This is a genomic window from Streptomyces sp. NPDC044063 (genome assembly GCF_056434285.1).
Map to the genome: position 1 here is coordinate 111,392 of NZ_JBWKFM010000024.1, position 26,842 is coordinate 138,233.

Annotated in this window: 22 protein-coding genes; 14 read left to right on the forward strand and 8 right to left on the reverse strand. The window is 74.7% G+C overall.

The features are described from left to right. Positions 1-130: 130 nt before the first annotated feature. Together AC07BS_RS26200 and AC07BS_RS26205 are read right to left on the reverse strand one after the other, a co-directional pair. Positions 131-1,480, reverse strand: a complete 1,350-nt coding sequence (locus AC07BS_RS26200; RefSeq protein WP_478934685.1) for an LCP family protein — start codon at positions 1,478-1,480, stop codon at positions 131-133. 84 nt (positions 1,481-1,564) lie between these two features. Next, complete coding sequence (locus AC07BS_RS26205) at positions 1,565-2,317, reverse strand: TIGR03089 family protein (protein ID WP_478934675.1); 753 nt, start codon at positions 2,315-2,317, stop codon at positions 1,565-1,567. 128 nt (positions 2,318-2,445) lie between these two features. Between AC07BS_RS26205 and AC07BS_RS26210 the strand changes: the two genes are divergently transcribed. From AC07BS_RS26210 to AC07BS_RS26220, 3 genes are all read left to right on the forward strand, one after another. Next, entirely contained in the window at positions 2,446-3,909 is a 1,464-nt protein-coding gene (locus AC07BS_RS26210) for a peptidoglycan recognition protein family protein (RefSeq protein WP_478934676.1), read from the forward strand. A gap of 82 nt (positions 3,910-3,991) precedes the next feature. Next, on the forward strand, positions 3,992-5,074 hold the full coding sequence (gene manB, locus AC07BS_RS26215) for a mannose-1-phosphate guanylyltransferase (RefSeq protein WP_478650059.1): 1,083 nt from the start codon (positions 3,992-3,994) through the stop codon (positions 5,072-5,074). A 34-nt stretch (positions 5,075-5,108) separates the two neighbouring features. Further along, positions 5,109-6,020, forward strand: a complete 912-nt coding sequence (locus AC07BS_RS26220; RefSeq protein WP_478934677.1) for a DNA-3-methyladenine glycosylase family protein — start codon at positions 5,109-5,111, stop codon at positions 6,018-6,020. Positions 6,021-6,128: 108 nt separating this feature from the next. On the opposite strand, the gene AC07BS_RS26225 is transcribed toward AC07BS_RS26220, so the two are convergent. Genes AC07BS_RS26225 through AC07BS_RS26235 form a run of 3 tightly spaced genes read right to left on the reverse strand, consistent with a single transcriptional unit; the run spans position 6,129 to position 9,031 of the window. Next, entirely contained in the window at positions 6,129-7,475 is a 1,347-nt protein-coding gene (locus AC07BS_RS26225; RefSeq protein WP_478934678.1) for a coenzyme F420-0:L-glutamate ligase, read from the reverse strand. After that, complete coding sequence (gene cofD / locus AC07BS_RS26230) at positions 7,472-8,449, reverse strand: 2-phospho-L-lactate transferase (RefSeq protein WP_478934679.1); 978 nt, start codon at positions 8,447-8,449, stop codon at positions 7,472-7,474. The genes AC07BS_RS26225 and cofD overlap by 4 nt, the downstream gene beginning before the upstream one ends. Positions 8,450-8,509: 60 nt before the next feature. Next, complete coding sequence (locus tag AC07BS_RS26235) at positions 8,510-9,031, reverse strand: cysteine dioxygenase (protein ID WP_478650070.1); 522 nt, start codon at positions 9,029-9,031, stop codon at positions 8,510-8,512. Positions 9,032-9,696: 665 nt separating this feature from the next. Between AC07BS_RS26235 and AC07BS_RS26240 the strand changes: the two genes are divergently transcribed. The 3 genes from AC07BS_RS26240 (at position 9,697) to AC07BS_RS26250 (ending at position 15,189) form a co-directional block, all read left to right on the forward strand. Next, positions 9,697-9,960 carry a WhiB family transcriptional regulator gene (locus tag AC07BS_RS26240; RefSeq protein WP_004952403.1) on the forward strand — a complete coding sequence of 88 codons (264 nt, stop codon included), beginning with the start codon at positions 9,697-9,699 and terminating at the stop codon, positions 9,958-9,960. A 208-nt stretch (positions 9,961-10,168) separates the two neighbouring features. Next, complete coding sequence (locus tag AC07BS_RS26245) at positions 10,169-13,657, forward strand: glycosyltransferase family 2 protein (protein ID WP_478650074.1); 3,489 nt, start codon at positions 10,169-10,171, stop codon at positions 13,655-13,657. Further along, complete coding sequence (locus tag AC07BS_RS26250) at positions 13,654-15,189, forward strand: DUF5719 family protein (protein WP_478934680.1); 1,536 nt, start codon at positions 13,654-13,656, stop codon at positions 15,187-15,189. Before AC07BS_RS26245 ends, AC07BS_RS26250 begins: the two co-directional genes overlap by 4 nt. 44 nt (positions 15,190-15,233) lie before the next feature. Here the strand turns inward: AC07BS_RS26250 and AC07BS_RS26255 are convergent, their stop codons facing one another. Next, positions 15,234-15,698, reverse strand: a complete 465-nt coding sequence (locus AC07BS_RS26255; protein WP_478650079.1) for a metallopeptidase family protein — start codon at positions 15,696-15,698, stop codon at positions 15,234-15,236. Between the two features lie 274 nt (positions 15,699-15,972). On the opposite strand from AC07BS_RS26255, the gene AC07BS_RS26260 reads away from it, so the two are divergent. From AC07BS_RS26260 to AC07BS_RS26285, 6 genes are all read left to right on the forward strand, one after another. Continuing rightward, positions 15,973-16,413 (forward strand): DUF3499 domain-containing protein, encoded by a 441-nt coding sequence (locus AC07BS_RS26260; protein WP_478650081.1) that lies wholly within the window; start codon positions 15,973-15,975, stop codon positions 16,411-16,413. 96 nt (positions 16,414-16,509) lie between these two features. Beyond that, on the forward strand, positions 16,510-17,868 hold the full coding sequence (locus AC07BS_RS26265) for a phosphomannomutase/phosphoglucomutase (protein WP_478934681.1): 1,359 nt from the start codon (positions 16,510-16,512) through the stop codon (positions 17,866-17,868). A 103-nt stretch (positions 17,869-17,971) separates the two neighbouring features. After that, positions 17,972-18,157, forward strand: a complete 186-nt coding sequence (locus AC07BS_RS26270) for a Trm112 family protein (RefSeq protein WP_478650086.1) — start codon at positions 17,972-17,974, stop codon at positions 18,155-18,157. A 70-nt stretch (positions 18,158-18,227) separates the two neighbouring features. Beyond that, entirely contained in the window at positions 18,228-19,403 is a 1,176-nt protein-coding gene (locus tag AC07BS_RS26275; protein ID WP_478650089.1) for an SIS domain-containing protein, read from the forward strand. A gap of 91 nt (positions 19,404-19,494) precedes the next feature. Beyond that, complete coding sequence (gene manA / locus AC07BS_RS26280) at positions 19,495-20,694, forward strand: mannose-6-phosphate isomerase, class I (RefSeq protein ID WP_478934682.1); 1,200 nt, start codon at positions 19,495-19,497, stop codon at positions 20,692-20,694. A 75-nt stretch (positions 20,695-20,769) separates the two neighbouring features. Continuing rightward, positions 20,770-21,735, forward strand: a complete 966-nt coding sequence (locus tag AC07BS_RS26285) for a cation diffusion facilitator family transporter (RefSeq protein ID WP_478650095.1) — start codon at positions 20,770-20,772, stop codon at positions 21,733-21,735. Between the two features lie 104 nt (positions 21,736-21,839). On the opposite strand, the gene AC07BS_RS26290 is transcribed toward AC07BS_RS26285, so the two are convergent. Then, on the reverse strand, positions 21,840-23,786 hold the full coding sequence (locus AC07BS_RS26290) for a fructose-specific PTS transporter subunit EIIC (RefSeq protein ID WP_478650097.1): 1,947 nt from the start codon (positions 23,784-23,786) through the stop codon (positions 21,840-21,842). A 434-nt stretch (positions 23,787-24,220) separates the two neighbouring features. Between AC07BS_RS26290 and ahcY the strand changes: the two genes are divergently transcribed. Both ahcY and AC07BS_RS26300 read left to right on the forward strand, forming a co-directional pair. Further along, a complete protein-coding gene (ahcY, locus tag AC07BS_RS26295; RefSeq protein WP_478650100.1) occupies positions 24,221-25,675 on the forward strand; it encodes an adenosylhomocysteinase in 1,455 nt (484 codons plus the stop codon). Positions 25,676-25,795: 120 nt separating this feature from the next. Further along, positions 25,796-26,416, forward strand: coding sequence for a hypothetical protein (locus AC07BS_RS26300; protein ID WP_478934683.1), 621 nt, complete (start codon positions 25,796-25,798; stop codon positions 26,414-26,416). 124 nt (positions 26,417-26,540) lie between these two features. Here AC07BS_RS26300 and AC07BS_RS26305 read toward each other — a convergent pair. Then, positions 26,541-26,842, reverse strand: a 302-nt coding sequence (locus tag AC07BS_RS26305; RefSeq protein ID WP_478650106.1) for a hypothetical protein, incomplete at its 5' end; no start/stop codon positions are given.

Consider the following 26,842-nt stretch of genomic DNA (forward strand, 5'->3'; position numbering starts at 1 on the left):
GTGACAAATTGCACTCCCCTACAACTGGGCAATCTGCCCAATCCCTTCGCGGGGAGAAGGTCATGACGAACACCGGCGCGAAATGATGATCGTACCTTTTAGGGGGTTTCTCGTGGATGTACGCCCCGTGTCAGCCGCAGATCCCCCGGGCGGCGGTGGTGCCCTCGTACGTCGGCGGTGTGGTGGGCTGCACGGAGGGCGACGGCGCGACGGACGCCGCTGACGGCGCCGGCGCGGCCGGGGGCGCGGACGGGGGTGCCGCGGACGGCGCGGCGGACGGCACGGGCGCCGGCGACACGGGCGCGGCCGACCGCTGCACGCCCTCCGTGAACTCGGGGTCCTCCTCCGGCCCCGGCCCCGGCCCCGGCTCCCGGCGTGGCGGGCGCGGCTTGCCGTCGGTCGCCCGCACGTGCGCGCTCACCGCCACCGGACGGTCCATCCGCAGCTGCTGGAAGAGCTGGTCCGCGTCCGGCTGGACGAGCTCGTCGCGGGCGCTGTTGTACGGGTAGGGGCGGCGCGGCGCCGTGAGGAACTGCACCCGTTCGGTGGGGATGTTCCGTACCGTGCGCACCAGGTCGTAGAGTTTCTTGATCGAGTCGAGCCCGGAGTCCGTGGTGACGGACTTGGTGGCGGCGTCCAGCACGGGGTAGAGCCGGGCCGGGTTGAGCAGCACGCCGTCGCTCTGCATCTCCCGCACCAGGGAGCCCATGAACTCCTGCTGACGCCCCATCCGCTCGGTGTCGCTGCCGTCCCCGAGGCTGTAGCGGGCCCGGACGTAGCCCAGCGCCTGTTCCCCGTGCAGGACCTGACGGCCCGCGGGCAGCCTCAGCCGCGCCTCGCGGTCGTCCACCGGCCGCTTCAGGCAGACCTCCACCCCGTCGATCGCGTCCACCAGGCCCTTGAACCCGTTGAAGTCCAGCACGATGTGATGGTCGATACGGATGTGGGTGATGTTCTCGACGGTACGGATGGTGCAGGCGGTGCCCGCGAGCGAGTAGGCCCAGTTGAACTGCGCGAAGCGCTCGTGGGTGTACGTGCCGTCCGGCCGCCGGCAGGTGGGGATCGTCGCCATCAGGTCGCGGGGCAGGCTGACGGCCGTCGCGCGGCTCCGGTCGGCGGCCACGTGCAGCAGGATCGTGGTGTCCGAGCGCTGGGTCCCGCTGTCCCTGCCGTAGCGGTTGCCCGGCCCGCTGCGGGTGTCCGAGCCGATGATGAGGATGTTCTGGGCGCCGGCGACCAGCGCGCTGGGCCGCTCCTTCTCCCAGCGGCGCAGCTCCTCCGCGGTCTCGGTGTCGGTGGTGATGTTGTCGTTGAGGCGCTCGTAGAGCACCCAGCCCACCCCGGCCACCACCAGCACCAGGAACGACATGCCCAGGGCCAGCCGGCGCAGCCAGCGCCGCCCGCGCCGCGGGGGCGCGGGCTCCTGCCCGGGCGGCTCCTCGGCGAAGAAGTCGTCCGGCCACGCGGGCGGGCCAGGGATGCGGTTCACGGCGGCGCTGCGTCCCTCCTCGACGGAGTACGGGCTACCCGCCGATCATCGCCCGGGACGGCCGCGACGGCAGCGTCAGAGGGCCGTCACGGTGACGCGCTCGCTCTCCAGCCGCTTGGCCAGGCCGTCCTCGGCCAGTTCGCCGAGGTTGCGGCAGAGCACCACGGAGCCGCCCGCGGCCAGCGGCGCGAACAGCCCCGCCGCGAGACCCTCCCAGCCGTCGTACGGCAGGCCCGACAGCAGCCGCCCGCCCGCGTCCAGGCCCAGCCGCCCGGCCTCGGCGCGGGCCCGCTCGACGACCTGCGCGCCCGTCAGCTCCGTGCCGTCCACGACCAGCGCCGGGGCGTCGGGGTCCACGGGTACGAAGGGGGCGAAGCGGTCGCCCTGGCCCGGCACCTCGACCGCGTAGTCGGCGAAGCCCGCGGGCGGCTGGGGGAAACGGCCCCCCAGGGGGCGCAGCGCCAGCGCCACCCGCTCCCCGGAGCAGGCTCGCGCCTCCTCCAGCGTGTCCGGCCCGCTGACCACCAGGTCGGCACCGGCCGGGTCGCCGCCGATCTCGGCGACGACGCCGACGGACGAGCAGGCGAGCAGCCAGACGGCGGTCTGCCAGTGCGCGGGGAGCAGCAGGGCGAGCCGGTCGCCGGGGGCGGCGGCGAGGTCGCCCTGGAGCAGGTTGGCGGTCTTCGCCACCCAATTGGCGAAGGTGGCCACGGACAGTTCCACGCGCTCGCCGGTGGCGTCGTCGTAGAAGGTCACGAGCGGGCGGGCCGGGTCCGCGGCGAGCGCGGAACGCAGCAGGTCGGCGGGGGTGCGATCGGTGGCGTTCATCGCCGTCAGCGTACGCGCCCCGCACCCTGACGGGCAGTCGGCCGAGGGCCTCCGGGGAGCCCTCCGGGCCGACTCGCCGTCAGCTCACGAATGGACAGATTCAGACGGATATGCCCAGGATTTCAGGTATGCGCGGAATCCTTGTCTCCTCGGCCGTCGCCGCCTGCGCCGCCCTGACCCTGCCCTTCCTCGCCACCCCCTCCGGAGCCAGCGCACCCGGCACCACGCCCGGCCCCGCCCCCACCACCGTCCCGGGCTCCACCCACTCGCTGCCCCTCGTGCCGCTGGCCCCCGCCCGCCGCACCGCCGACGGCACCCGGGCCGAGCGGGGGCTGCCGCCCCGCGAGGTGGACCCCTTCTCCCTCGTCGGCATCGTCTGGGACGACGCCGCCCGGGAGCTCAAGGCGAAGGCCCAGGTGCGCACCCGCCCGGTGGGCGGCAAGGAGTGGACCGGCTGGCAGGACGTCGAGACCCAGGACGACGACCGCCCCGACCTCGGCTCGCCCGAGGCCCGCGGCGGCACCCTGCGCGGCTCCACCGCGCCCCTGTGGGTCGGCGCCTCCGACGCCGTGGAGGTCAGGGTCCGCCCGGAGGCCCCCGCCGGCCGCGCCACCGCCGCCCCGCCGCTCCCCGCCGGCCTCCGCGTCGAACTCGTCGACCCCGGCAAGGACCCGGCGGCCCGCCCCGCCCGCCGCGCCGCGGCCCCCGCGCCCGCCGAGGAGGACAACACCGCCTCCGCGGCCAACATGCCGCTGGCCCCGCTGGGCGCCACCGAGATCCCCGCCCTGCCCCGGCCCGAATCCGCCCGCGACATCACGGCCACCCAGGTGGACCCGGCGGCCGAGGCCGCCGCCGACCCCAAGCGCACCGACCCCGAGGACCACGGCGACGACGGCGAACAGCAGCCCGGCGCGCCCCCGGCGCCCCCCGACCCCCCGGACGCCCCCGAGGGGGGCGAGGACGAGGCCGACGCCGTACCCGGGTACTACGTCGGCCCGCGTCCGCGCATCGTCACCCGGGCCGGCTGGGGCGCCGACGAATCGATCCGCGAACGCGGCTTCCTGTACAACAAGACCGTGCGGGCCGCGTTCGTGCATCACACCGCCTCCGGAAACACCCCCAGCTGCTCGCAGTCCGCCTCCGTCATCCGGGGGATCTACCGCTACCACGTGGTGAGCAGCGGATGGCGGGACATCGGCTACAACTTCCTCATCGACAAGTGCGGCACGGTGTACGAAGGCCGGGCAGGCGGTGTGGCGAAACCCGTCAGAGGCGCCCATACTCTCGGTTTCAACACCAACAGCATGGGGATCGCCGTGCTCGGATCGTTCGGGAAGGCCAATCCGTCCGCGGCCTCCGTCGACGCCGTGGCGATGCTCACCGCGTGGAAGCTGGGGCTCTACGACGTCAATCCGGCGGGCAGCACCACGCTGGTCTCCGGAGGCGGAAACCTCTACAAGAAGGGCACCTCCGTGAGGCTCAAGGTGATCTCCGGACACCGCGACGGCTACTCCACCGAATGCCCCGGAGAGCGCCTCTACAAGCGGCTCGGCACCGCCCGCGCGGAGGCCGCCCGCCTCCAGGGCCGCTGACCGGGCGCGGCCGGAGCCGTACGTTCTGCATACACTGGCCGCCGATCACGGCCCGGCCCCAGCAGGAAGCAGAGACGACAAGGTGACAGAAGCGATCCTCCTGGTCGGTGGCAAGGGCACCCGTCTGCGCCCGCTGACGGTGCACACCCCCAAGCCGATGGTCCCCGCGGCGGGCGTGCCCTTCCTGACCCACCAGCTGGCCCGGGCCCGCGCGGCGGGCGTCGAGCACATCGTCCTCGCCACGTCCTACCTGGCCGAGGTCTTCGAGCCCTACTTCGGCGACGGCTCGTCCCTGGGCCTCCACCTCGAGTACGTCACCGAGGTGGAACCCCTGGGCACCGGCGGCGCCATCCGCAACGTGGCCTCCCGGCTGCGCTCCGGCCCCGACGACCCGGTCCTGATCTTCAACGGCGACATCCTCACCGGCCTCGACATCGAGGCCCTGGTCGACACCCACCGCACCACGGGCGCGGACGTCTCCCTCCACCTCACCCGGGTGGCGGACCCCCGGGCCTTCGGCCTGGTCCCCACCGACGCCACCGGCCGGGTGCAGGCCTTCCTGGAGAAGCCCCAGACGCCCGAGGAGATCGTCACCGACCAGATCAACGCCGGCGCCTACGTCTTCAACCGCTCGGTGATCGACGAGATCCCCGCCGGCCGACCGGTCTCCGTGGAACGGGAGACGTTCCCCGGACTCCTCGCCTCCGGAGCCCACCTCCAGGGCATGGTCGACTCGACCTACTGGCTCGACCTGGGCACCCCCCAGGCCTTCGTCCGCGGCTCGGCCGACCTCGTCATGGGCCGCGCCCCGTCCCCCGCCGTCCCCGGCCGGCGCGGCGACCGCCTGATCCTCGACGGCGCCGTCGTGGCCCCCGACGCCAAGCTCACCGGCGGCACGGTCGTCGGCGCCGGCGCCCGCGTCGAGTCCGGCGCCCGCGTCGACGGCAGCACGATCCTGGACGGCGCCGTCATCGAGGAGGGCGCCGTCGTCCGCGACTCCCTCATCGGCGTCGGCGCCCGCATCGGCGCCCGTACGGTCCTCAACGGAGCGGTCGTCGGCGACCACGCCCGGATCGGCCCCGACAACGAGCTGCTCGACGGCGCCCGCATCTGGTGCGGCGCGGACATCCCGCGCAGCGCGATCCGCTTCTCGTCCGACCAGTAGGACCCCGACCCGCAGGACGACGTACGCTGGCCGAATGGCCACCCGCACGTGGGCCCCGCCCGGTGGCGGCCCGTACGACCTGGAACGCACCCTGTGCGTCCTGGCGCGCGGCCCCGGCGACCCCGCCTACCGGGTGGCCCCGGACGGCGCGATCTGGCGGGCGAGCCGCACCCCGGAAGGGCCCGGCACGCTCCGGCTGACCGTGTCCGCGGGCGAGGTGGCGGCGGAGGCCTGGGGCCCCGGCGCCGACTGGCTCCTCGACCGGCTCCCCACCCTCCTCGGCGCCACGGACGACCCCGCGGCGTTCACCCCGCGCCACCGCCTGGTCCACGCGGCGCACCGCCGCCACCCCGGCCTCAGGCTGGCCCGCACCGGCCTGGTCCTGGAATCCCTGATCCCGTCGGTCCTCGAACAGAAGGTCACCGCCGACGAGGCCTACCGCGCCTGGCGCCTGCTGCTGACCCGCCACGGGGAACCGGCGCCGGGCCCCGCCCCCGCCGGCCTGCGCGTGATGCCGGAACCCCGCGCCTGGGCCCTCATCCCCTCCTGGGAATGGCACCGGGCCGGCGTGGACGCCAAACGCTCGGCGACGATCGTCCGCGCGGCACGTGCCGCCGCCCGCCTGGAGGAGGCGGCGGCCATGGAAGCCTCCCGGGCGGCGACCCGCCTCCAGGCCCTCCCCGGCATCGGCCCCTGGACGGCGGCGGAGACCCTCCAACGCAGCAACGGAGCCCCCGACGCGGTCACGCTCGGCGACCTCCACCTGCCGCGGATCGTGGGCTACGCGCTGACCGGGTTCCGCGGAGCGGACGACGAGGCGATGCTCGACCTGCTGGCCCCGTACGAGGGCCAGCGGCACCGGGCCTGCCGCCTGATCCTGCTGAGCGGGGTCACCCCGCCGCGGCGGGGGCCGCGGTTCACGGTGCCGGATTTCTCGCGCATGTAGGTGGCCTGTTTGTGGGCAATCGTCCCGCACGGCGGGACGGGTGGGCACAAACCGACCACCGGGCCGCACCCAGGCACGAAGCCGTTCGGGCGCGGCCCGTCGTTCCGGCTACCGGACCGTCACGAACGCTTCCGCGTCGCGCCCCGGCCGCGCAGAGGGCTCGGCCGCCGGACGGCCCACCGCCACCGCCCCCATCGGATCCCACCCCTCCGGCAGGTCCAGAACCCCCCGCACCACCTCGCGGCAGAACATCGTCGAGGACACCCACGCCGACCCCAGCCGCTCGCTCGCCAGCGTCACCAGGAAGTTCTGGACGGCGGCGCCCATCGCCACCACGAACATCTCCCGCTCGGCGGTCGAGCGCCGGGCGTCCGGGTAGGTGTGGGAGCCGTCCATGACCAGGCAGGGGACCACCAGGTACGGCGCCTTCCGCAGGACGTCGCCGCGGCGTACGCGCCGGGCGATCCGCTCCTCGGAGAGGCCGTCGGACCGCAGGTCGGCGATCCAGGCGTCGCGCATGGCGTCGAGCAGCCGGGTGCGCGACTCCTCGCTCTCCAGCAGCACGAACCGCCAGGGCGTGGTGTGGTGCGGGGCCGGCGCGGTGACGGCGGCGGCGACGGCGCGCCGTACCGCTCCCGGGTCCACGGGGTCGTCGGTGAACTCCCGGACGGTCCGCCGCAGCGACACCGCCTCCTTGACGGCCTCCGAGGTCCCGAGCCGGAACATGTCGTCGACCGCGGACCGTACGAGCCACCGCGCGCCCTCGTACTCGTCGGCACCACCGGCCTCGGTGACCACGTGCGGCAGGCCGCGCACCACGGCCACCGGCAGGCCGCCGGCCTTGCCCTTGACCAGGTCGCCGGCGGCGGCGAGCTCGTCCACGGTGGCCACGACGGTCGCGACGAGCGGGTTGCCGTAGGCGTCGACGCCGCCGCGCAGGTCGTCGGCGACGCGGACGCCGGCGGCGCCGATGGCGAAGTCGGTCACGCCCTTGCGCCAGGGCCGCCCCGCGGTGTCGGTGACGACGACGCCGACGTCGACGCCGAGCGCGTCCCGCAGGCCCTCCCGGATGCGCCGGGCCGACGCGTCGGGGTCCTCGGGCAGCAGCAGGACGGTCCCGGCCTCCGTGTTGGAGGCGTCGACGCCGGCCGCGGCCATCACGAGGCCCAGCCGGTTCTCGACGACGCGCAGCGTGCCGCGCCGGGCCACGAGCCGTACCGTTTCCTCGTCGATCGCGGCCTCGCGGTCGGCGGCGTGCCGGAGCCGGCCCTCCGCCTTGCTGACGATCTTCGAGGTGACGACGAGGACGTCGCCGTCGGCCAGCCCCGGCAGGCCCTCGCCGAGGGCGGCGCCGGCGATGACCTTCGCCAGGTCGTCGCCCGGGCGCACCTCGGGGATGCCGGGGAGGGCCCAGACGCGGTAGGCGGGGGCGCCGGGCGCGGAGGTGTCGTTCACCGGCGGGCCTCCTCGGCCAGGTCGAGCGCCGCGCGGGCCATGGCGGCCGTGGCGTCCACGTCGGTCATCATCAGCGGCACGGCCCGGCAGCGGATGCCGGCCGCCTCGACGTCGGCGACGGCGCCGGCGTCCACGGTGTCGACGAGCCAGCCGTCGAGCAGCCCGGAGCCGTAGTGCCGGGCGACGGCCGTGGCGGTGGACTCGACGCCGACGGCTTCGAGGACCTTGTCGGCCATGCCCCGCACGGGCGCGTCGCCGACGATGGGGGAGAGGCCGACGACGGGCGCCGCCGCGTCGGCGACGGCCTCCCGGATGCCGGGGACGGACAGGATCGTGCCGACGCTGACGACGGGGTTGGACGGCGGGAAGAGGATGACGTCGGCGGCGGCGATCGCCTCCAGCACGCCGGGCGCCGGCTTGGCCCGCTCGGCGCCGACGGGCACGACGGCGTGGGCGGGGACCGAGGCCCGCAGCCGCACCCAGTACTCCTGGAAGTGCACGGCCTTGCGGCCGGCCTCGGCGCCCGCCGGGCCGTCGGGGTCGTCGATCATGACGTGGGTCTCGACGCGGTCGTCGCTCATCGGCAGGAGGCGTACGCCCGGCTTCCACCGCGCGCAGAGCGCCTCGGTGACGGCGCTCAGCGGATAGCCCGCGCCCAGCATCTGCGTCCGCACGATGTGCGTCGCGAAATCGCGGTCACCGAGCCCGAACCACTCGGGCCCGACGCCGTAGGCGGCCAGCTCCTCCTTCACCGCGAAGGTCTCGCCGGTCCGCCCCCAGCCCTGCTCCTCGTGGATGCCGCCGCCAAGCGTGTACATGACGGTGTCGAGGTCGGGGCAGACCTTGAGCCCGAAGAGATGAATGTCGTCGCCGGTGTTCCCGATGACGGTGATCTCCGCGTCGGGGACTGCTGACTTGAGGCCGCGGAGGAAGCGGGCGCCCCCGATCCCGCCGGCCAGAACCACAATGCGCATGACCGCAGTCTGTCAGCAGAGGAACACGCTGCTGAAGAAGGGCGGCCCCCTGGAGAGGGCCTAGCGCGCGCGGGCCGCCTCCGCCTGGGCGTCCGGGCGCGGGGCCAGGCCGCAGTGGACCTCGGGGGCCCGGTGCATCGGCATCTCGGTGAGGCCGGGGAAGTAGACGTGGAGGCTCACGGCCGGCTCGAGCGCGTCGTTGACCACCTCGTGGGCGTACCCGGGCGCGAAGACCCGCTGCGTCCCGGCGCCCAGCACGCGGCGCGAGCCCCCGGTGTGCTCCGACAGCTCACCGCGCAGCACGGTCATCACGCCGGAGGAGCGGCCGTGGTCGTGCAGCCCGCTGCCCTGGCCGGGCACCCAGCTGAGCAGCCAGACCTCGTAGCCGGGGCCGGTGCGCAGCCGGTGGTACCAGCGGGTGACGGCGTCGTAGCGGACGAGCGGGGCCCAGGAGGCGGTGTCGGCGGCGATGGTGCGGGCGAGGCCCGCGAATCCGGCGACGGTGGAGGGGTGGGCGGGGGGCGGCGGCATCAGGTGCGGGATGGCGAGCGGGTCGCCGGCGATCTGGACGTCGCTGTTCATGGATGGGGTTCCTAAGACGGATGTGCTGTGCGGCGGGGTGCGGCCGTACGCCGAAAGCCGGGATCCCGAAGGGGGAACGGCGTCGGAAAGGCCGGAGGAATCAGCTGGAGCGGAAGCGATCAGGCATCAACAGCTGGAACAGCGACAGCGCGCGTGCACAGCACAGCGGGACCCGTAGGCACGGGTCAGGCTGAGGTTCCCCAGGGCGGTGGCCAGGGGGACGGAAGTCGCTGGCATGGCACCAAGGAGACCGAACGGACCGTGCGCCTGTCAACCGCATGTCCGTTTTGGTGTCTTCTTTCACTCCTGCGGTTAGAGAGTGGGGTCAAAGGTTTGTCTTGCGGTGTGTGCGGACAGTGGGGCGGCGGGTGCGGTCGTAAACATCGTTTCGTGCCCCTCCGGAACGGCAACGGTTCCGTCGCGGACCGCGTCTTCCTCATACAAGTGGGAAGGACGGGTCGCTTGTGACGACTGAGGGATGTGTCCACTCTTGTGGCGGTTTGGCAACTTTCCGCTCGGCCTTGGTTCCGCAGAGTGAATAAGGGGCTCAATAGCAGATCCCGGCTTGACTGGCCCGGATCGCCGCACTTGTAATTTCACTCGTGTCGTTCTGCCGCACCCGACGCGCGGCAGCACACGGGGACGCGATCAGACGAGGGGCGCACATGACCGAGCTGTTCCAGCAACTGCTGGTCGAGGAGGCGGACGAGGAGCTCGGCTGGCAGGAGCGCGCGTTGTGCGCTCAGACCGACCCCGAGTCCTTCTTCCCCGAAAAGGGCGGATCCACGCGCGAGGCCAAGAAGGTCTGCCTGGCGTGCGAAGTCCGCTCCGAGTGCCTTGAATACGCTCTCGCGAACGACGAACGCTTCGGCATCTGGGGCGGTTTGTCGGAGCGTGAGCGCCGTCGCCTGAAGAAGGCGGCGGTTTGAGGAACCGGCGTCAACCCTCCGGTCCACGCACCCGCGCCATAGCCCACGATCCGTCTCCCGCCTTCCACGGGCGAGAGGCGGATCGTCGTTTTTACCACCACGAGGGTGAGGCCCCCGCCAACGCCCGGCGACGCCCGTCCCGCGGCCGGTAGCCTCCCCGGGCCCGACGTCACGCACAGACTCGACCGAACCGGGGCCCGCGCCTGCCATGTTCGACCCCACCCTCCCCGCGTTGTTCGACCCCACCGTCCCGCCCGCGTTCCCCCGGCACGTCGTCACCGCCGTACTCGTCGCCCACGACGGCGCCCGCTGGCTCCCCGACGCCCTCGCCGGACTGCTCGGCCAGGAGCGGCCGGTGCAGCACGCCGTGGCCGCCGACACCGGCAGCACCGACGACTCGCGCCGCCTCCTCGCCGACGCCCTCGGCGCCGACCACGTCCTCCACCTCGCCCGCCGCTCCGGCTTCGGCACGGCCGTCGAGGAGGCCGTCCGCACCGCCCCCGAGCACACCGCCGACGACCTGCCCTACCTCAGGCGTTCCAGCGGCTGGGACCCCGTCAGCCGCGGCTGGACCGAGGACGCCCCCGGCACCGACCGCGCCGACCTCGAACCCGTCCACTGGCTGTGGCTGCTCCACGACGACTGCGCCCCCGAGCCCGCCGCCCTCCACGAACTGCTGCGCGTCGCCGAGGCCGAACCGGACGCGGCCGTCATCGGCCCCAAGATCCGCGGCTGGTACGACCGCAGGCACCTGCTCGAAGCCGGCGTCTCCATCGCCCGCGGCGGCCGCCGCTGGACCGGCCTGGAACGCCGCGAACAGGACCAGGGCCAGCACGACCGGGTCCGGCCGGTGCTGTCGGTCTCCACCGCCGGCATGCTCGTCCGCCGCGACGTCTACCGGCGGCTCGGCGGCTTCGACCCCCGCCTGCCGCTCATGCGCGACGACGTCGACCTGTGCTGGCGCGCCCACGCCGCCGGCCACCGGGTCCTCGTCGCCCCCGACGCCGTGCTGCGCCACGCAGAGGCCGCCACCCGCGAACGCCGCCCCGTCGACTGCGCTGGCCGCCGCCGGGTCAACCCGCACCGCGTCGACAAGGCGGGCTCCGTCCACACCCTGCTCGCCAACACCCGCGGCCCGCTCCTGCCCTACGTCCTGCTCCGGCTCGTCCTCGGCACCCTGCTGCGCGCCCTCGGCTACCTCCTCGGCAAGGCGCCCGGACCGGCGCTCGACGAGACCGCCGGGCTCGTCGGCGTCCTCCTGCGCCCCGGGCGCGTCCGCGCGGCCCGTAAACGCCGCGCGCACCCCGAGGCCGACCCCCGCGCCCTCCGGCCGCTCTTCCCGCCGCCCGGCGCCACCCTCCGCGCCGCCGTCGAACAGCTCCTCGGCGACATCGGCGGCCGCGCCGACGACCGCTACGCCGGCGCCGGACGCCACGGCGCCGCCGAGGCGGGGCCCGCCGGCGGCACGGCGGACCACCCCGGAGCCGAGCGGTTCGCCCGGCTCCGCCGCGTCACGCGCCGGCCGGCCCCCGTCCTCCTCGCCCTCCTGCCGCTCGTCTCCGCCCTCGCCTGCCGCGACCTGATCGGCGGCGGCTCGCTCGCGGGCGGCGCCCTGCTGCCCGCCCCCGCCCACGCCGGGGACCTGTGGCACGCCTACACCGCCGACTGGCACCCCGTCGGTACGGGCACCACCGCCGGCGCCCCGCCCTACCTCGCGCTCCTCGCCGCCCTGGCCACGCTCCTCCTCGGCTCCCCCGACGCCGCGGTCACCCTCCCGCTGATCTGCTGCGTCCCCCTCGCCGGCCTCAGCGCCTACCTCGCCTCCCGCCCGCTCACCGACTCCCGGCCGCTGCGCGCCTGGGGGAGCGCCACCTACGCCCTGCTGCCCGCCGTCACCGGCGCCCTGGCCACCGGCAGGCTCGGCACCGCCGTACTGGCCGTCCTCCTCCCGCCGGCCGCCCGGGCCGCCGTCGCCGCCTGGGGCCGGCCGCCGGCGCCCGGCGACCGGGGCGCCACCGCCTGGCGCGCCTGCTGGACGTACGCCCTGCTGCTCACCGTCACCACCGCCTTCACGCCCGTGGTGTGGCCGCTCGCCCTCGTCCTCGGGCTCGGCGCACTGGCGCACGCCCTGGCGGACGGGGGCCCGGCCCGCGCGGCCGCGCTCGCCCCGCGCGTGCTCGCCGTGACCGCGGCCCCCCTCGTCGTGCTCGCCCCCTGGTCCCTCGGGCTCCTCGCCCACCCCGGGCGCCTCCTCGCGGAGGCGGGGGTGGCGGGGCCGGCCGGCCACGGCGCCGGAGCCTCCCCGCTGGGGCTGCTGACCGGCGACCCCGGCGGCCCGGGCACCCCCGGCTGGCCGCTGCCGGCCGGCCTCGTCCTGGCCGCGCTCGCCGCGCTGCTGCGCCCGGACCGGCGGCGCGCCCTCGGCACCGCCTGGGCCGTCGCCGTGGCCGGACTGCTCTGCGCCGCCCTGACCGCCGGCCGGGATTGGCCGGGCCCCACCACCCTGGTGGCCTGCGCGGCCCTCGTCACGGCGGCCGTCGTCGGCGCCGAGGGGGCGCGCGAGCGCCTCGCCGCCCACGGCTTCGGCTGGCGCCAGCCGCTGGCGGGCCTGATCGCGCTGGGGGCGGGGGCGGCGCCCGTCGCCGCGGCCCTGCTGTGGACGGCCGGCGGCGCCGGCGGGCCGTTGCAGCGCCGCGACCCGGTGCAGGTGCCGGCCTTCGTGGCCGAGGAGGCGGGCACCCGGGACCGGGCCCGCACCCTCGTCCTCGGCGGGCGCGGCGACCGCGTCGCGTACGCGCTCGTCCGCGGCTCGGGCGCCCGGCTGGGCGACGCCGAACCGGCGGCCGCCGCCGGGCGGGACGCCCGCCTCGACTCCGTCGTCGCCCACCTCGTGGCGGGCTCCGGCGCCGACCAGGCGGACCGCCTCGGCGACTACGCCGTCGGCTACGTCCTCCTCCACGACGACGCGGCCGCGCTCGCCGCCCCCGCCGGCGGCCGCCGCCCGACCGCCCGCGTCCTGGACGCCACCCCCGGCCTGACCCGGCTCAGCCGGCAGGATCACCGGGCGCTGTGGCGGGTCGACCGGCAGGTCGCCCGCGTCACCGTGGTCGGCGGCGCCGACCGTCCCGCGCCCGTCGCCGCCGGCCCGGTCGGGGCCCGGGCCGCGCTCCCGCCCGGCCCCGCCGGACGGACGCTGCGGGTCGCGGACCGGGCGGCCCCCGGCTGGCGCGCCACGCTCGACGGCAGGCCGCTGGAGCGGCGCACGCTCGACGGCTGGGCGCAGGGCTTCGCGCTGCCGACCGGTGGCGGCCGGCTCGCCCTGTCCTACGAGCCGTCGGCCGCCCGCACCGCCTGGCTATGGGCGCAGGGACTGCTCGCGGCGGTCCTGGTCGTGCTCGCGCTGCCGGGCCGCCGGCGCGCGGTGGACGACGACCTGCCCGAGCGGGCGGCCGGGACCGTACCGGCGCAGGCCGTGGCGGGCGAGGGGCGCCGGGCGCGCCGGCTGCGGGCCGCCGCCGGGGGCGGCACACCACCTCCGCCCACCGCCGACCCGTACGCGGTCGTGCCGCGGGACCGGGCCGCCACGGGCCCGGCCGCCCGGCGCGGGCGGCACGCGGCGCACCCGGCGGAACCCCGCGCGGGCGGCGCCCCCGATCCGTACGACCCCTACGGCCACGACGGGAGCGAGCGGCAGTGAAGCGCACCACCCTGTCCCTGTTCGCCGCCACGGCGGCGCTGGCCGTCGTGGCGGGCGTCGCCGCGCTCGACCCCCCGTCCGGCGGGTCCGGCACGGGCCGGACGAGCGCCCTCCGGCTGCCCGTCCAGCGGTCCACGCTGGTGTGCCCGGCACCGGTGGCCTCCGACGGGGGCGGGACGACGTACGCCGCCTTCACGCCCCGGACCGGCCCCACCGCGGGCCCCGGCGGCGCGACCGCGGTGCTGCTGCCGGCGGCGGGTCCGGGGCGCGACGGCGCCGGGAAGGACGCGGGCGGGGCCGCCCGGGCGCGGCGGGCCGCGAGCGGCGCGGGCGCGGACCGGCCCGTACTGTCCCTGCGGGAGCCCGGCCGGCCCGCCGTCGTCACCACGGACCGTTCCGACGCCCCGGCCCTCCTCGGCACCGCCGACGGCGAGCTGGCCCCCGGCTGGGCGGCCCAGCAGACCACGGTGGTCGCCTCGGGCGGCGGACGCGGTCTCCATGGTCTGGCCTGCGCGGCGCCCGACACCTCGTTCTGGTTCCCCGGCGCGAGCACCGCCAAGGGCCGCCAGGACTACGTCCACCTCACCAATCCGGACGGCGCGGCGGCCGTCGTCGACCTGGAGCTCTACGACGGGGACGGCCGGATCGGCACCCCGGCGGAGGATGGCGTCAGCGTCCCGCCCCGGTCGACCGTGCCGGTGCTGCTGTCGTCACTGACGGACACCCCCCGCGAGGACCTCACGCTCCACGTGGCCGCCCGTTCCGGCCGGGTGGGCGCGGCCGTGCAGTCGTCGGACGAGCGGCTGGGCGGCGACTGGCTGCCGCCGTCCGCCGACCCGGCGCGGACGGTGGTGCTGCCGGGCATCCCCGCGGACGCCACGTCCGTGCGGCTCTACGCGTTCGCGCCGGGCGCGCGGGACGCCGACGTCGCGGTGCGGCTGGCCGGTCCCGGCGGCTCGATCAGCCCGGCGGGGCACGAGGCGCTGCATGTGCGCAGCGGCACGACGGAGGCGGTGGACCTGGGGGACGTCACCCGGGGCGAGGCGGGCTCCCTGCTGCTGACCGCGGAGCGTGGCGGCGGCCCTGTGGTGGCCGCGTTGCGGGTGGTCCGCGGCAAGGGCGACGCGCGGGAGACGGCCTTCGTACCCGCCACTCCCGCCCTCGCGCCGCGCGGCACTGTCGCCGACAACCGTCCCGAGGGCGGCACCCTGTCGCTCGTCGCCCCCGGCGCGGCCGCGCGGGTGAGGGTCACGGCGTCGGCGGGGAGCGGGGGAGGGGCCCCGGTGTCGCGGACGTACACGGTGCCGGCGGGCGGGACGCTGGCGGTGGGGCCGCCGCGGCCGCGCGGTGGCGGGGGCGGCGTGTACGCGCTGACCGTGGAGCGGGTCTCGGGCGGTCCGGTGTACGCGGCGCGGACGCTGGCGCTGCCGCGGGACGGTGTGCCGATGTTCACGATCCAGCCCGTGCCCGACGACCGTTCCACGGTGGCGGTGCCGGAGGTGGAGGAGGACCTGTCGGTGCTCGGGGAATGAGGCGGACCGGGCGAGACGGACCGGGTGAGGCGGACCGGCCGGGGTCAGTCCTGCCCGTAGCGCGGGTCCACCGACTCGGGCGCGAGTCCCAGGAGTTCGGCGACCTGTTCCACCACGACCTCGTGAACCAGCAGCGCGCGTTCGTCACGCGTTTTGGTACGGATCTCCACCGGACGGCGGTAGACGACGATCCGGTCGGGCTCGTCACCGCGCGCGGCGACGTACCGGCCGAGGGGGACGGAGTCGCCGTCGAGGAGGGCCGCCCCGGTGGCCCCGTCCGGGACGCCGCTGACGGGCACCTCCAGCACCAGGAACTCCACCGACGCCAGCTGCGGCCAGCGTCGTTCGAGCCGCTCGGCGGAGTCCTGGACGAGGTCGACGAACGCCTCGGCCCGGCTGACCGACAGGGGCACCTGAGGGGGTGCGACCGGTCCGCGCATGCCGCGTCCGTGGCGGTCACGGCGGCGCGGTCGCGGTCCGTCCGGTCGGGGAGGTACAGGGCTGTCCATCACTCCCGAGGGTATCCGCCGTGCGGCCGTCCGCACGCGGGAGTCGCCCATCTCACGGCATGTCGCCCGATGAGCGTTCCGGCCATCTATGCGATCAATTAAGGTCACCTCCTGAGGAGGCGTTCGCCTGCCGAATGACACTATGTGTACCTGGTGGTGACAGTTTCCTCCGCCGTCACAACCGCCCCCGCCCGCCTCGGAGCAGGGCGACCAGGGCACTTCGGCGGCGGCGTCCACAGGACGAACCGGGACGACACGGAGGGGTGAGCCGGGGGTGAGTCGTCGCGGCCCGCTCAAGAGTGCGGTACCGTCCCACCTCGTGAGCCCTGTACGTCGCTGTTCGCGCACCGCGTGCGGCCGCCCGGCCGTCGCGACGCTGACGTACGTCTACGCCGATTCGACCGCCGTCCTCGGCCCGCTCGCCACCTACGCCGAGCCCCACTGCTACGACCTGTGCGCCGAGCACTCCGAGCGCCTGACCGCGCCCCGGGGCTGGGACGTGGTCCGGCTCGTCGTGGACAGCGGGCCCTCCCGCCCCAGCGGCGACGACCTCGAAGCACTGGCCAATGCCGTACGCGAGGCCGCCCGTCCGCAGGAGCGCCAGGTACCGCCGCCCCCCGCACCCGGGGCCGTCGCGCCCAGCGGACGCCAGATCGATCCGATGGAGGTCGCCCGCCGAGGCCACCTCAGGGTCCTGCGGTCCCCCGACTCCTGACGTCCCGTACGGCCGTGCGGGCCTCGGCACGGTCCTCGGCGCCCGTTACGGCAGGTAGGTTTGTTGTCCCGTACCGGACTCCAGGAGGGGTTGGCTGTGGCTGATCTGTCGCAGATCGTGAAGGCGTACGACGTGCGCGGCGTGGTGCCCGACCAGTGGGACGAGTCCCTGGCCGAGCTCTTCGGCGCCGCCTTCGCACAGGTCACGGACGCCCGCGCGATCGTGGTCGGCCATGACATGCGCCCCTCCTCGCCCGGCCTGTCGGCCGCCTTCGCGCGCGGCGCGGCCGCCCGTGGTGTCGACGTCACCCTGATCGGCCTCTGCTCCACCGACCAGCTCTACTTCGCCAGCGGCCAACTCGGCCTGCCCGGCGCCATGTTCACCGCCTCGCACAACCCGGCCCAGTACAACGGCATCAAGATGTGCCGCTCCGGCGCGGCACCGGTCGGCCAGGACACCGGCCTGACCGAGATCCGCGCCCTCGTCGAGGAGTGGTCCGCGAGCGGCGCCCCCGCTCCGGCCGCGACACCGGGAACGGTCACCGAGCGGGACGTCCTCGCCGACTACGCCGCCCACCTGCGCTCCCTCGTCGACCTCGGCGGCATCCGCCGCCTGAAGGTCGTGGTGGACGCCGGCAACGGCATGGGCGGCCACACCGTCCCCACCGTCCTCGACGGCCTGCCGGTCGACCTCGTGCCGATGTACTTCGAGCTGGACGGCACCTTCCCCAACCACGAGGCCAACCCCCTCGACCCCAAGAACCTCGTCGACCTCCAGGCCAAGGTCCGCGAGACCGGCGCCGACATCGGCCTCGCCTTCGACGGCGACGCCGACCGCTGCTTCGTCGTCGACGAGCGCGGCGAGCCCGTCTCCCCGTCCGCGATCACCGCCCTGGTCGCCGCCCGCGAGCTGGCCAAGCACCCCGGCGGCACGATCATCCACAACCTGATCACCTCCTGGTCGGTCCCCGAGGTCGTCGGTGAGCACGGCGGTACCCCGGTCCGCACCCGCGTCGGCCACTCCTTCATCAAGCAGGAGATGGCCCGCACCGGCGCGATCTTCGGCGGCGAGCACTCCGCCCACTACTACTTCCGCGACTTCTGGAACGCCGACACCGGCATGCTCGCGGCCCTCCACGTCCTCGCGGCCCTCGGCGGCCAGGCGGGCCCGTTGTCCGAGCTCGTGCACCAGTACGACCGCTACGCCGCCTCCGGCGAGATCAACTCCACGGTCGCCGACCAGGCCGGCCGCGCCGCCGCCGTCAGGGCCGCCTACGCGGACCTGCCCGACGCCACCCTCGACGAGCTCGACGGCCTCACCGTCAGCACCCCCGACTGGTGGTTCAACCTCCGCGCCTCCAACACCGAGCCGCTCCTGAGGCTCAACGTGGAGGCCCGCGACGACGCCACCGTCGCCCGGGTCCGGGACGAGGTCCTGGCCATCGTCCGGGCCTGACCCCGCCCCCGCCCGGGGGGACCTCGCACGTCCGCCCGGGCCCCGCCCCGCGCGGGGCTATACGCTGACCACGAAGAGCCCGTACGTCCCGAAGGGAACCCCCATGCCGCTCGAAGCCGGCCTCCTGGAGATCCTCGCCTGCCCGGCGTGCCACGCCCCCCTCCGCGAGGAGAACGCCTCCGAGGAGACCCCCGAGCTGGTCTGCGCGGGCGAGGGCTGCGGGCTGGCCTACCCCGTCCGCGACGGCATCCCCGTGCTGCTCGTCGACGAGGCGCGCCGCCCCGCCTGACCCGCCCGCCCCGGCCGCCGCCCGGCCGGGGGGCATTCCGTACCGCACGGCGACCGGAGGCTGATCCACGTTGTTCGACGAGTCACTCCTCGATAACCCCGACGGCCTCTCCCGCGCCGACCTCCACGGCCTGCTCCGGGGCGCCGCCGAATCCGGCGCCCGGGTCCGCACGGCGCTGCGCAACGCCGCCGAGGCGGGCGTCGGGGAGCTGCGGCCCGACGGCCGCCCGCGCACCGTCCTGGTCGCCGGCCCCGGCCCCGCGGCCGGTTCCACCGCCGACCTGCTCGCCGCCCTCGCCGGCGACGCCTGCCCGGTCACCCTGATCCGCCCCTCCGGCGTCGCCCCGGCGCCCGGCGCGCTGCGCTGGACCCTGCCCGGCTGGACCGGCCCGCTCGACCTCCTGCTGGTCGCCAGCCCGGACGGTACCGAGCCCGGCCTCGCCCTCCTCCTCGAGCAGGCCTACCGGCGCGGCTGCTCCGTCGTCACCGTCACCCCCGCCGGCTCCCCGCTGGCCGACGCCACCCTCCAGGCCAGGGGCCTGGCCGTCCCGCTGACCGCCACCCCGTACGAGGCCGCCGTGGCGGGCGGCGAGAGCGGCACCGGCATGCTGGGCGACGCCTCCGACAACATCCTGCCCACCGGCCCCGGCACCCTGTGGTCGCTGATCACCCCGCTGCTCGCCCTCGGCGACCGGGTCGGCCTGCTGACCGCCCCGACCGCGGCCCTGGAGGCCCTCGCCGACCACCTCGACCACATCGCCGAGCGCTGCGGCCCCGCCATCGCCACGTACAGCAACCCCGCCAAGACCCTCGCCGCCGAGCTGGCCGACACCGTCCCGCTCATCTGGACCGAGGGCGAGCTCGCCGCCGCCGCCGGCCGCCGCTTCGCGACCGTCCTGGCCGCCCTCGCCGGCCGCCCCGCGCTCCCCGCCGAGCTCCCCGAGGCGCTCACCGCCCACGGCACCGTCCTCGCCGGGACCCTCGCCGCCGGCGCCGACCCCGAGGACTTCTTCCGCGACCGCGTCGAGGAGCCCGAGGCGCTGCACGCCCGCGTCGTCCTGCTGCGCGAGCGCGAGCCCGCCGTCACCTCGCCCTCCCCGGCCGCCCGCGAACTGGCCCTCCAGCACGACACCCCCGTCAGCGAGCTGGAGGCGTCCGAGGGCGAGAGCCCCCTCCAGACCGCCGCTGAGCTCCTGGCCATCACCGATTTCGCCGCCGTGTACCTGGCGCTCGCCTCCACCCCGTAGAACAGGCCGCGGAACAGGCCGAGCCAGCACGTACGAGTCCACCCGCAGTACCGGCCGACCCGAGACTTCGCACCAACAGTCAGGAAAGCCCATGGACCGCCTCGTCAACGCCGTGCGCCCCTACGCCTGGGGCTCCACCACCGCGATCCCCGAGCTGCTCGGCGCCCAGCCCACCGGAGAGCCCCAGGCCGAACTCTGGATGGGCGCCCACCCCGCGGCCCCCTCCCGCGTCGACCGCGGCGCCGGCCCCGTACCGCTCGGCGACGTCATCGCCGCCGACCCCATGGGCGAACTCGGCGCCGCGACCGCCGGCCGCTTCGGCCCGGTCCTGCCCTTCCTGCTCAAGGTCCTCGCCGCCGCCGACCCGCTGTCCCTCCAGGTCCACCCCGACCGCGAACGGGCCGCCGCCGGCTTCGCCGACGAGGAGCTGCTCGGCATCCCGCTGGACGCCCCGCACCGCACCTACAAGGACGCCCACCACAAGCCCGAGCTCATCTGCGCCCTCACCCCCTTCGACGGCCTGTGCGGCTTCCGCGCCCCCGACGCCACCGCCGAGCTCCTCGCCGCCCTCGACGTCGACTCCCTCAAGCCGTACGCCGACCTGCTGCACGCCCGCCCCGAGGCCGACGCCCTCCGCGAGATGCTCACCGCCGTGCTCGGCGCCGAGCGCGACGCCATCGCCGCGACGGTCACCGAGGCCGCCCACGCCGCCGAGCGGCTCGCCGCCGGCACCGGCCCGCACCGCGCCGCGTACGCCGCCTACGCCTCCCTCGCCCGGCACCACCCCGGCGACCCCGGCGTCATCGCGGCCATGCTCCTCAACCACGTCCGCCTCCAGCCCGGCGAGGCCCTCTACCTCGGCGCCGGAGTGCCCCACGCCTACCTCGAAGGCCTCGGCGTCGAGATCATGGCCAACTCCGACAACGTCCTGCGCTGCGGCCTGACCCCCAAACACGTCGACGTCCCCGAACTGCTCCGCGTCGTCCGCTTCGAGGCCACCGAACCCCACGTCCTGCGCCCCGAGGCCGAGCCCGACGGCACGGAGGTCTACGAGACCCCCGCCGAGGAGTTCCGCCTCTCCCGCCTCGCCCTCGCCGCCGGCTCCGCGCCCCACCCGCTCGCCACCGGAGCGCCGCAGATCCTGCTCTGCGTCGCCGGCTCGGCCCGGCTGCGCGGCGCGGACGGCACCGAACTGACCCTCGCCCGCGGCGAGTCCGCCTACGTACCGGCCGGCGAGCGGGTGACGGCCGACGGACAGGGCACCCTCTTCCGTGCCTCGGTGCCACAATGACCCGCCGTAAGCGGTAAAGGATCAGCAAAGCAGGCGGACCGCAGTCGCGGAGTCGCGGAAGGGACACCCCGCACCATGAGTGCATCAGGCGGAACCAAGGCCATCGTCGCCGCGCTGGGCGCCAACCTCGCCATCGCGGCGGCGAAGTTCGTCGCCTTCGCGTTCAGCGGCTCCTCGTCGATGCTCGCCGAGGGCGTCCACTCGGTCGCCGACTCCGGCAACCAGGCGCTGCTGCTGCTCGGCGGCCGGAAGGCCCGGCGCAAGGCGACCGAGGAACACCCCTTCGGCTACGGCCGCGAGCGCTACGTCTACGGCTTCCTCGTCTCCATCGTGCTGTTCACCATCGGCGGCGTCTTCGCGCTCTACGAGGGCTACGAGAAGATCCAGCACCCCCACGCCCTCGAGAACTGGTACTGGCCCGTCGGCGTGCTCTTCTTCGCCATCGTCGCCGAGGGCTTCTCCTTCCGCACGGCCGTCAACGAGTCGAACGAGCTGCGCGGCAAGCAGACCTGGACCTCCTTCGTCCGCACGGCCAAGGCGCCCGAGCTGCCGGTGGTCCTGCTGGAGGACTTCGGCGCGCTCGTCGGCCTCGTCCTCGCCCTCGGCGGCGTCGGCATCACCCTGCTGACGGGCGACGCCGTCTGGGACGGCATCGGCACGATGTGCATCGGCGCGCTGCTGGTGCTGATCGCGCTGGTCCTGGCCGCCGAGACCAAGTCGCTCCTGCTGGGCGAGGCCGCCGGACCCGAGCAGGTGGCGAGGATCCGCGCCGCCGCCGTCGACGGCGAGACCGTCGTCGGCGTCATCCACATGCGCACCCTCCACCTCGGCCCGGAGGAGCTGCTGGTCGCCGCGAAGATCGCGGTACGCCACGACGACACCGCGGCGCAGGTGGCCCGCGCGATCGACGCGGCGGAGGAACGCATCCGCGCCGCCGTCCCCATCGCCCGGGTGATCTACCTCGAACCGGACATCTACAGCGAGGAGGCGGCCGCCGCGGGCGAGGACCCGAGGGCGACCCCGGGCGGTACGGGGGCCTGACCGGCGGCCCGGCCCTTTTACCGGCCCGCCGCGGCCGGCCCGCCGCGGCCGGCCCGCCGCGGCCGGCCCACCTCGGCTAGCCCGCCGCGGCCGGCCCACCCCGGCTAGCCCACCTCGGACAGCACCCGCAGGACCGCGGGCACGTCCCCCGCCTCCGCCAGCCGCGCACGGAACCCGGAGTCGAGCAGCCTGCGCGCCAGCAGCGCCAGGATGCGCAGATGCTCCTCCCCGGGCGTGTCCTCCGGCACCGCGATCAGGAACACGAGCCGCGCCCGCGTCCCGTCCAGCGCCCCCCACTCGATCCCCTCGGCCGACCGCGCGAAGGCGACGACGGGGGCGCTCACGGCGTCCGTCTTCGCATGGGGGATCGCGATCTCCTCGCCCAGGCCGGTGGTGCCGAGCCGCTCCCGGGCCAGGACGGCGTCCACCAGCCCGTCGACGTCCCGCACCGCCCCGGAGGCGGCCAGCAGCCCGGCCATCTCCCGGATCGCCTCCTCCTTCCCCCCGGCGGCCAGCTCCTGACGCACGGTCCGCTCGGTGAGATAGCCGGAGAGGGCGCCGGAGGAAGGCCCGGCCGGCGCGGGGGCGGGGCCCGGCCCGCCCGGCACCTCCGCCCCGCGGCCCGCGGGCCGGGGCACGGGCAGCGGCGCGCGGGCCGCGGGGGTGCCCAGCGCCATGAGGCTCACCGTCGTCAGCGCGGTCACCACCGTCCCGACGGCGATGGCGGTCAGGAACATCGGCACCCCGCCCACCGCGCCCAGCACCGCCACGATGGGACCGCCGAACGGGACGCTGTCGGTGACCCCCGCCAGGCCGGCCAGGGCACCGGCCACCGCGCCGCCCGCCATGTTCGCCGGGATCACCCGGGCCGGCCGCGCCGCCGCGAACGGGATGGCGCCCTCCGTGAGCCCGAAGAAGCCCATGAACAGCGCGGCCAGTCCGGCCTCCCGCTCCTCGTCGTCGAACATCCCGCGCCGCAGCAGCGTGGCCAGCCCCTGGCCCAGCGGCGGCACCGGGATGGCGGCCGCGCACATGCCCATGATCTCCGGGTTCTTCGAGACCAGCCCCGCGCCGAAGAGGAACGCCGTCTTGTTGACCGGCCCGCCCATGTCGAACGCGATCATCAGCCCCAGCAGCACACCGAGCCCCGCCACACCGGCACCGGTCAGCCCCGCGAGCCAGTCCGTGAGGTGCTCGAACACCCAGGAGATCGGCCGGCCCAGCACATAGATGAAGAACAGCCCGACGGCCGAGGTCGCGAGGACCGGGATCACGATGATCGGCATGACCGGCCGCACGAACCCCGGCACCCGCACCCGCTTGATCCACAGGACCACGTACCCCGCGAGGAAGCCCGTCACGATCGCCCCGATGAAGCCGGCGCCCGACCTCGAGTCGTAGAGCGCCCCGGTATTGGCGATCCAGCCGCCGATCATGCCGGGCACCAGAGCGGGACGGTCCGCGATGGCGTAGGCGATGTAGCCGGACAGGATCGGGATCATCAGGGTGAAGCCGATGTTCCCGATGTCGTGGACGTGCTTCCAGAACGTCCCGTCCGGAATCACCAGCCCGCCGTCCGGCTGCGGACTACCGCCCAGCGCCAGCGACACCGCGATCAGCAGACCGCCGACGACGACGAACGGGATCATGTACGAGACGCCGTTCATCAGCGCCCGGTAGACGACCCGCCGACCGCCCCCGCCGGGGATCATGACGGCGGCGGTGACGTGCCCCCCGGCCCCCGCGCCGCCCACCGGCTCGTACACCGGCGCGTCCCGCACCCGCTCGATCAACTGCTCGGGATGGTGGATCCCCTCCGCCACCCCCACCGACAGCACCCGCTTACCGGCGAAACGGTTCCGGTCCACCTCCGTGTCGGCGGCGATGATCACCCCGTCGGCATCCCTGACGTCGTCGTCCGACAGGATGTTCTCGGGCCCGATCGCCCCCCTGGTCTCCACCTTGATGTCGTGACCGAGCGCCTCCGCCGCCTGCACCAGCTTCTCCGCCGCCATATAGGTGTGCGCGATGCCGGTCGGACAGGCCGTCACGGCGAGCAGCCTGAGCCGCCGGCCGCTCGCCGCCGGGCCCACGGGAGGACCGGGAACGGGGGGATCGGGATCGGCCGAGGGTGTCACTGGGGTCTCCTCACCAACTGCTGATCGTCCCGCTGATCGTCCGCAGGGGGCACTCATCGCATCCTGCAACAGACGCGGGACCGGGGCACAGGACCGACGGGGCCGAACGGGCGCCAAGGGGGCTGGGGTTCGCCGGGCACCCCGGTGTAGATTCGTGCCAGAGCCAGACGTCGCTGCTGATGGCGGTCGGGCGGTTCGCACGACGGACCGGCCGAGGGAGAGAGGGCCTCCGACGGACTGAGCTGCGGCCGGGGGATCTGTGTGGGCACAGAGGCAGCGCCTGCGCGGGGCCGGCCGCGTGCACAGCCGTACCCACGCCCGCTCGCCCCTCTGGAGGAGCAGCCCGTATGACTACCACCACCGGTCAGGACTTCAAGGTCGCGGACCTGTCGCTGGCGGCCTTCGGTCGTAAGGAGATCACCCTCGCCGAGCACGAGATGCCCGGCCTGATGGCGATCCGCAAGGAGTACGCCGCGGCCCAGCCCCTCGCCGGGGCCCGCATCACCGGTTCGCTGCACATGACCGTCCAGACGGCCGTCCTCATCGAGACCCTCGTCGCGCTCGGCGCCCGGGTCCGCTGGGCGTCCTGCAACATCTTCTCCACCCAGGACCACGCGGCCGCCGCCATCGCCGTGGGCCCCGACGGCACCCCCGACGCCCCCCGGGGCGTTCCGGTCTTCGCCTGGAAGGGCGAGACCCTGGAGGAGTACTGGTGGTGCACCGAGCAGGCTCTGACCTGGTCGGACACCCCCACCGGCGGCCCCAACATGATCCTCGACGACGGTGGCGACGCCACCCTCCTCGTCCACAAGGGCGTCGAGTTCGAGAAGGCCGGCGCGGCCCCGGACCCGGCCACCGCGGACAGTGAGGAGTACGCCCAGATCCTCACCCTCCTCAACCGCACCCTCTCCGAGAACCCGCAGAAGTGGACGCAGCTGGCGTCCGAGATCCGCGGCGTCACCGAGGAGACCACCACCGGCGTCCACCGCCTCTACGAGATGCAGCAGGCCGGCACGCTGCTCTTCCCCGCGATCAACGTCAATGACGCGGTGACCAAGTCGAAGTTCGACAACAAGTACGGCTGCCGCCACTCCCTCATCGACGGCATCAACCGCGCCACCGACGTCCTGATCGGCGGCAAGGTCGCCGTCGTCTGCGGCTACGGCGACGTGGGCAAGGGCTGCGCCGAGTCGCTGCGCGGCCAGGGCGCCCGGGTCATCGTCACCGAGATCGACCCGATCAACGCCCTGCAGGCGGCCATGGACGGCTACCAGGTCACCACGCTGGACGAGGTCGTCGAGATCGCCGACATCTTCGTCACCACGACGGGCAACAAGGACATCATCATGGCCTCGGACATGGCCAGGATGAAGCACCAGGCCATCGTCGGGAACATCGGCCACTTCGACAACGAGATCGACATGGCCGGCCTGGCGAAGATCCCCGGCATCGTCAAGGACGAGGTCAAGCCCCAGGTCCACACCTGGACCTTCTCCGACGGCAAGGTCCTGATCGTGCTGTCCGAGGGCCGCCTGCTCAACCTGGGCAACGCCACCGGCCACCCGTCCTTCGTCATGTCGAACTCGTTCGCGGACCAGACCCTGGCCCAGATCGAGCTCTTCACCAAGCCGGAGGCCTACCCGACCGACGTCTACGTCCTGCCCAAGCACCTGGACGAGAAGGTCGCCCGCCTCCACCTCGACGCCCTCGGCGTCAAGCTCACGGTGCTCCGTCCGGAGCAGGCGGCGTACATCGGCGTCCCGGTCGAGGGCCCGTACAAGCCCGACCACTACCGTTACTGACACGGCCGGCCACCACGGCCGCGCCAGCTCCCGCGGTCACCGGTGCCACGCGCCCGGTGACCGGTGGACAGGCCCCCGCCCCACGGCGGGGGCCTGTCCCGTTCGCGTCAAGGACTCCACATGCCCCGCGGCCGCTACTCGCTCCACGACACCCACGACGGGTCCCACCTCGGTGACGAGCGCTTCCACTGCGCCACCGGACCCTCCGGCTGGCGCTACGTCTCCCAGCTGACCGGCCCCTCGGGGAGCCCCGTCGGCTCGGTCGACCTCGCCGTCGACGACCTGGGCCGCCCCATCCGCCTCCAGCTCCAGCGCGCGGACTGGCAGGTACGCGGCGCGGCCATCGACGGCATGACCTGGGTCCGCACCGATCCCACCGGCGAACACGCGACGGAGGGCAACGTCCGCGCGCACGCCTTCACCGGTACGTCCCCCGCCTTCTACGTGGCCCTCGCCCGCCTCCTCCGGCTGAACCCCGGGGACGCGGCGGTCCGGGTCCGCCTCGTCTCCTTCACGGCCCCCGTCCTCGCCCCGCGCACCCTCGACCAGGCCTGGGCCCTGACCGGCAGGACGACGCACACCACGGACAGCGGCCCGCTGGAGGTGGACGAGTACCAGGTGAGCGAGCTGGACACGGGGGAGCGGTACGCGGTCCACATCGCCGGCGACGTGGTGCTCTCGGCGCCCGGCATCGAACTGGAGGAGCTGGAGAGCCCGCCGTCGTCCTTCGGGGGGCGGTAAACCTGGTACTGTTCTCTTCGCCCCGCACAGACCGTTGACACGGGATGGGTGGGGAGGTAGATTCGAACGGTTGCGACGAGGTGGACCTGGTCCACAGCAACGGTTAGTATCTGACCTGCTTCGGTCAGCGAAGAGAATTCAATGACGAAGCCTCTCGACTCCCTCTGGAATCGGAAAGCCGGTGTGAATCGGCCGCGAAGATTTCTGATAAAGTCGGGGAAGCCCGGTCCAACAGGGCGCTGGAAACGAAATTCCGATCGGAAACGAGCGGAAAACGGATCTGGTAAGGTTGGAAACAACGAAGGGAAGCGCCCGGAGGAAAGCCCGAGAGGGTGAGTACAAAGGAAGCGTCCGTTCCTTGAGAACTCAACAGCGTGCCAAAAGTCAACGCCAGATATGTTGACACCCCGTCCATCTCGATGGATG

Coding starts and splice junctions, on each gene's coding strand:
- AC07BS_RS26205 (WP_478934675.1), bottom strand. CDS start 2,317: ATGAACGCCACCGATCGCACCCCCGCCGACCTGCTGCGTTCCGCGCTC.
- AC07BS_RS26210 (WP_478934676.1), top strand. CDS start 2,446: ATGCGCGGAATCCTTGTCTCCTCGGCCGTCGCCGCCTGCGCCGCCCTG.
- AC07BS_RS26220 (WP_478934677.1), top strand. CDS start 5,109: ATGGCCACCCGCACGTGGGCCCCGCCCGGTGGCGGCCCGTACGACCTG.
- cofD (WP_478934679.1), bottom strand. CDS start 8,449: ATGCGCATTGTGGTTCTGGCCGGCGGGATCGGGGGCGCCCGCTTCCTC.
- AC07BS_RS26235 (WP_478650070.1), bottom strand. CDS start 9,031: ATGAACAGCGACGTCCAGATCGCCGGCGACCCGCTCGCCATCCCGCAC.
- AC07BS_RS26240 (WP_004952403.1), top strand. CDS start 9,697: ATGACCGAGCTGTTCCAGCAACTGCTGGTCGAGGAGGCGGACGAGGAG.
- AC07BS_RS26245 (WP_478650074.1), top strand. CDS start 10,169: ATGTTCGACCCCACCCTCCCCGCGTTGTTCGACCCCACCGTCCCGCCC.
- AC07BS_RS26255 (WP_478650079.1), bottom strand. CDS start 15,698: ATGGACAGCCCTGTACCTCCCCGACCGGACGGACCGCGACCGCGCCGC.
- AC07BS_RS26270 (WP_478650086.1), top strand. CDS start 17,972: ATGCCGCTCGAAGCCGGCCTCCTGGAGATCCTCGCCTGCCCGGCGTGC.
- manA (WP_478934682.1), top strand. CDS start 19,495: ATGGACCGCCTCGTCAACGCCGTGCGCCCCTACGCCTGGGGCTCCACC.
- AC07BS_RS26285 (WP_478650095.1), top strand. CDS start 20,770: ATGAGTGCATCAGGCGGAACCAAGGCCATCGTCGCCGCGCTGGGCGCC.
- ahcY (WP_478650100.1), top strand. CDS start 24,221: ATGACTACCACCACCGGTCAGGACTTCAAGGTCGCGGACCTGTCGCTG.
- AC07BS_RS26300 (WP_478934683.1), top strand. CDS start 25,796: ATGCCCCGCGGCCGCTACTCGCTCCACGACACCCACGACGGGTCCCAC.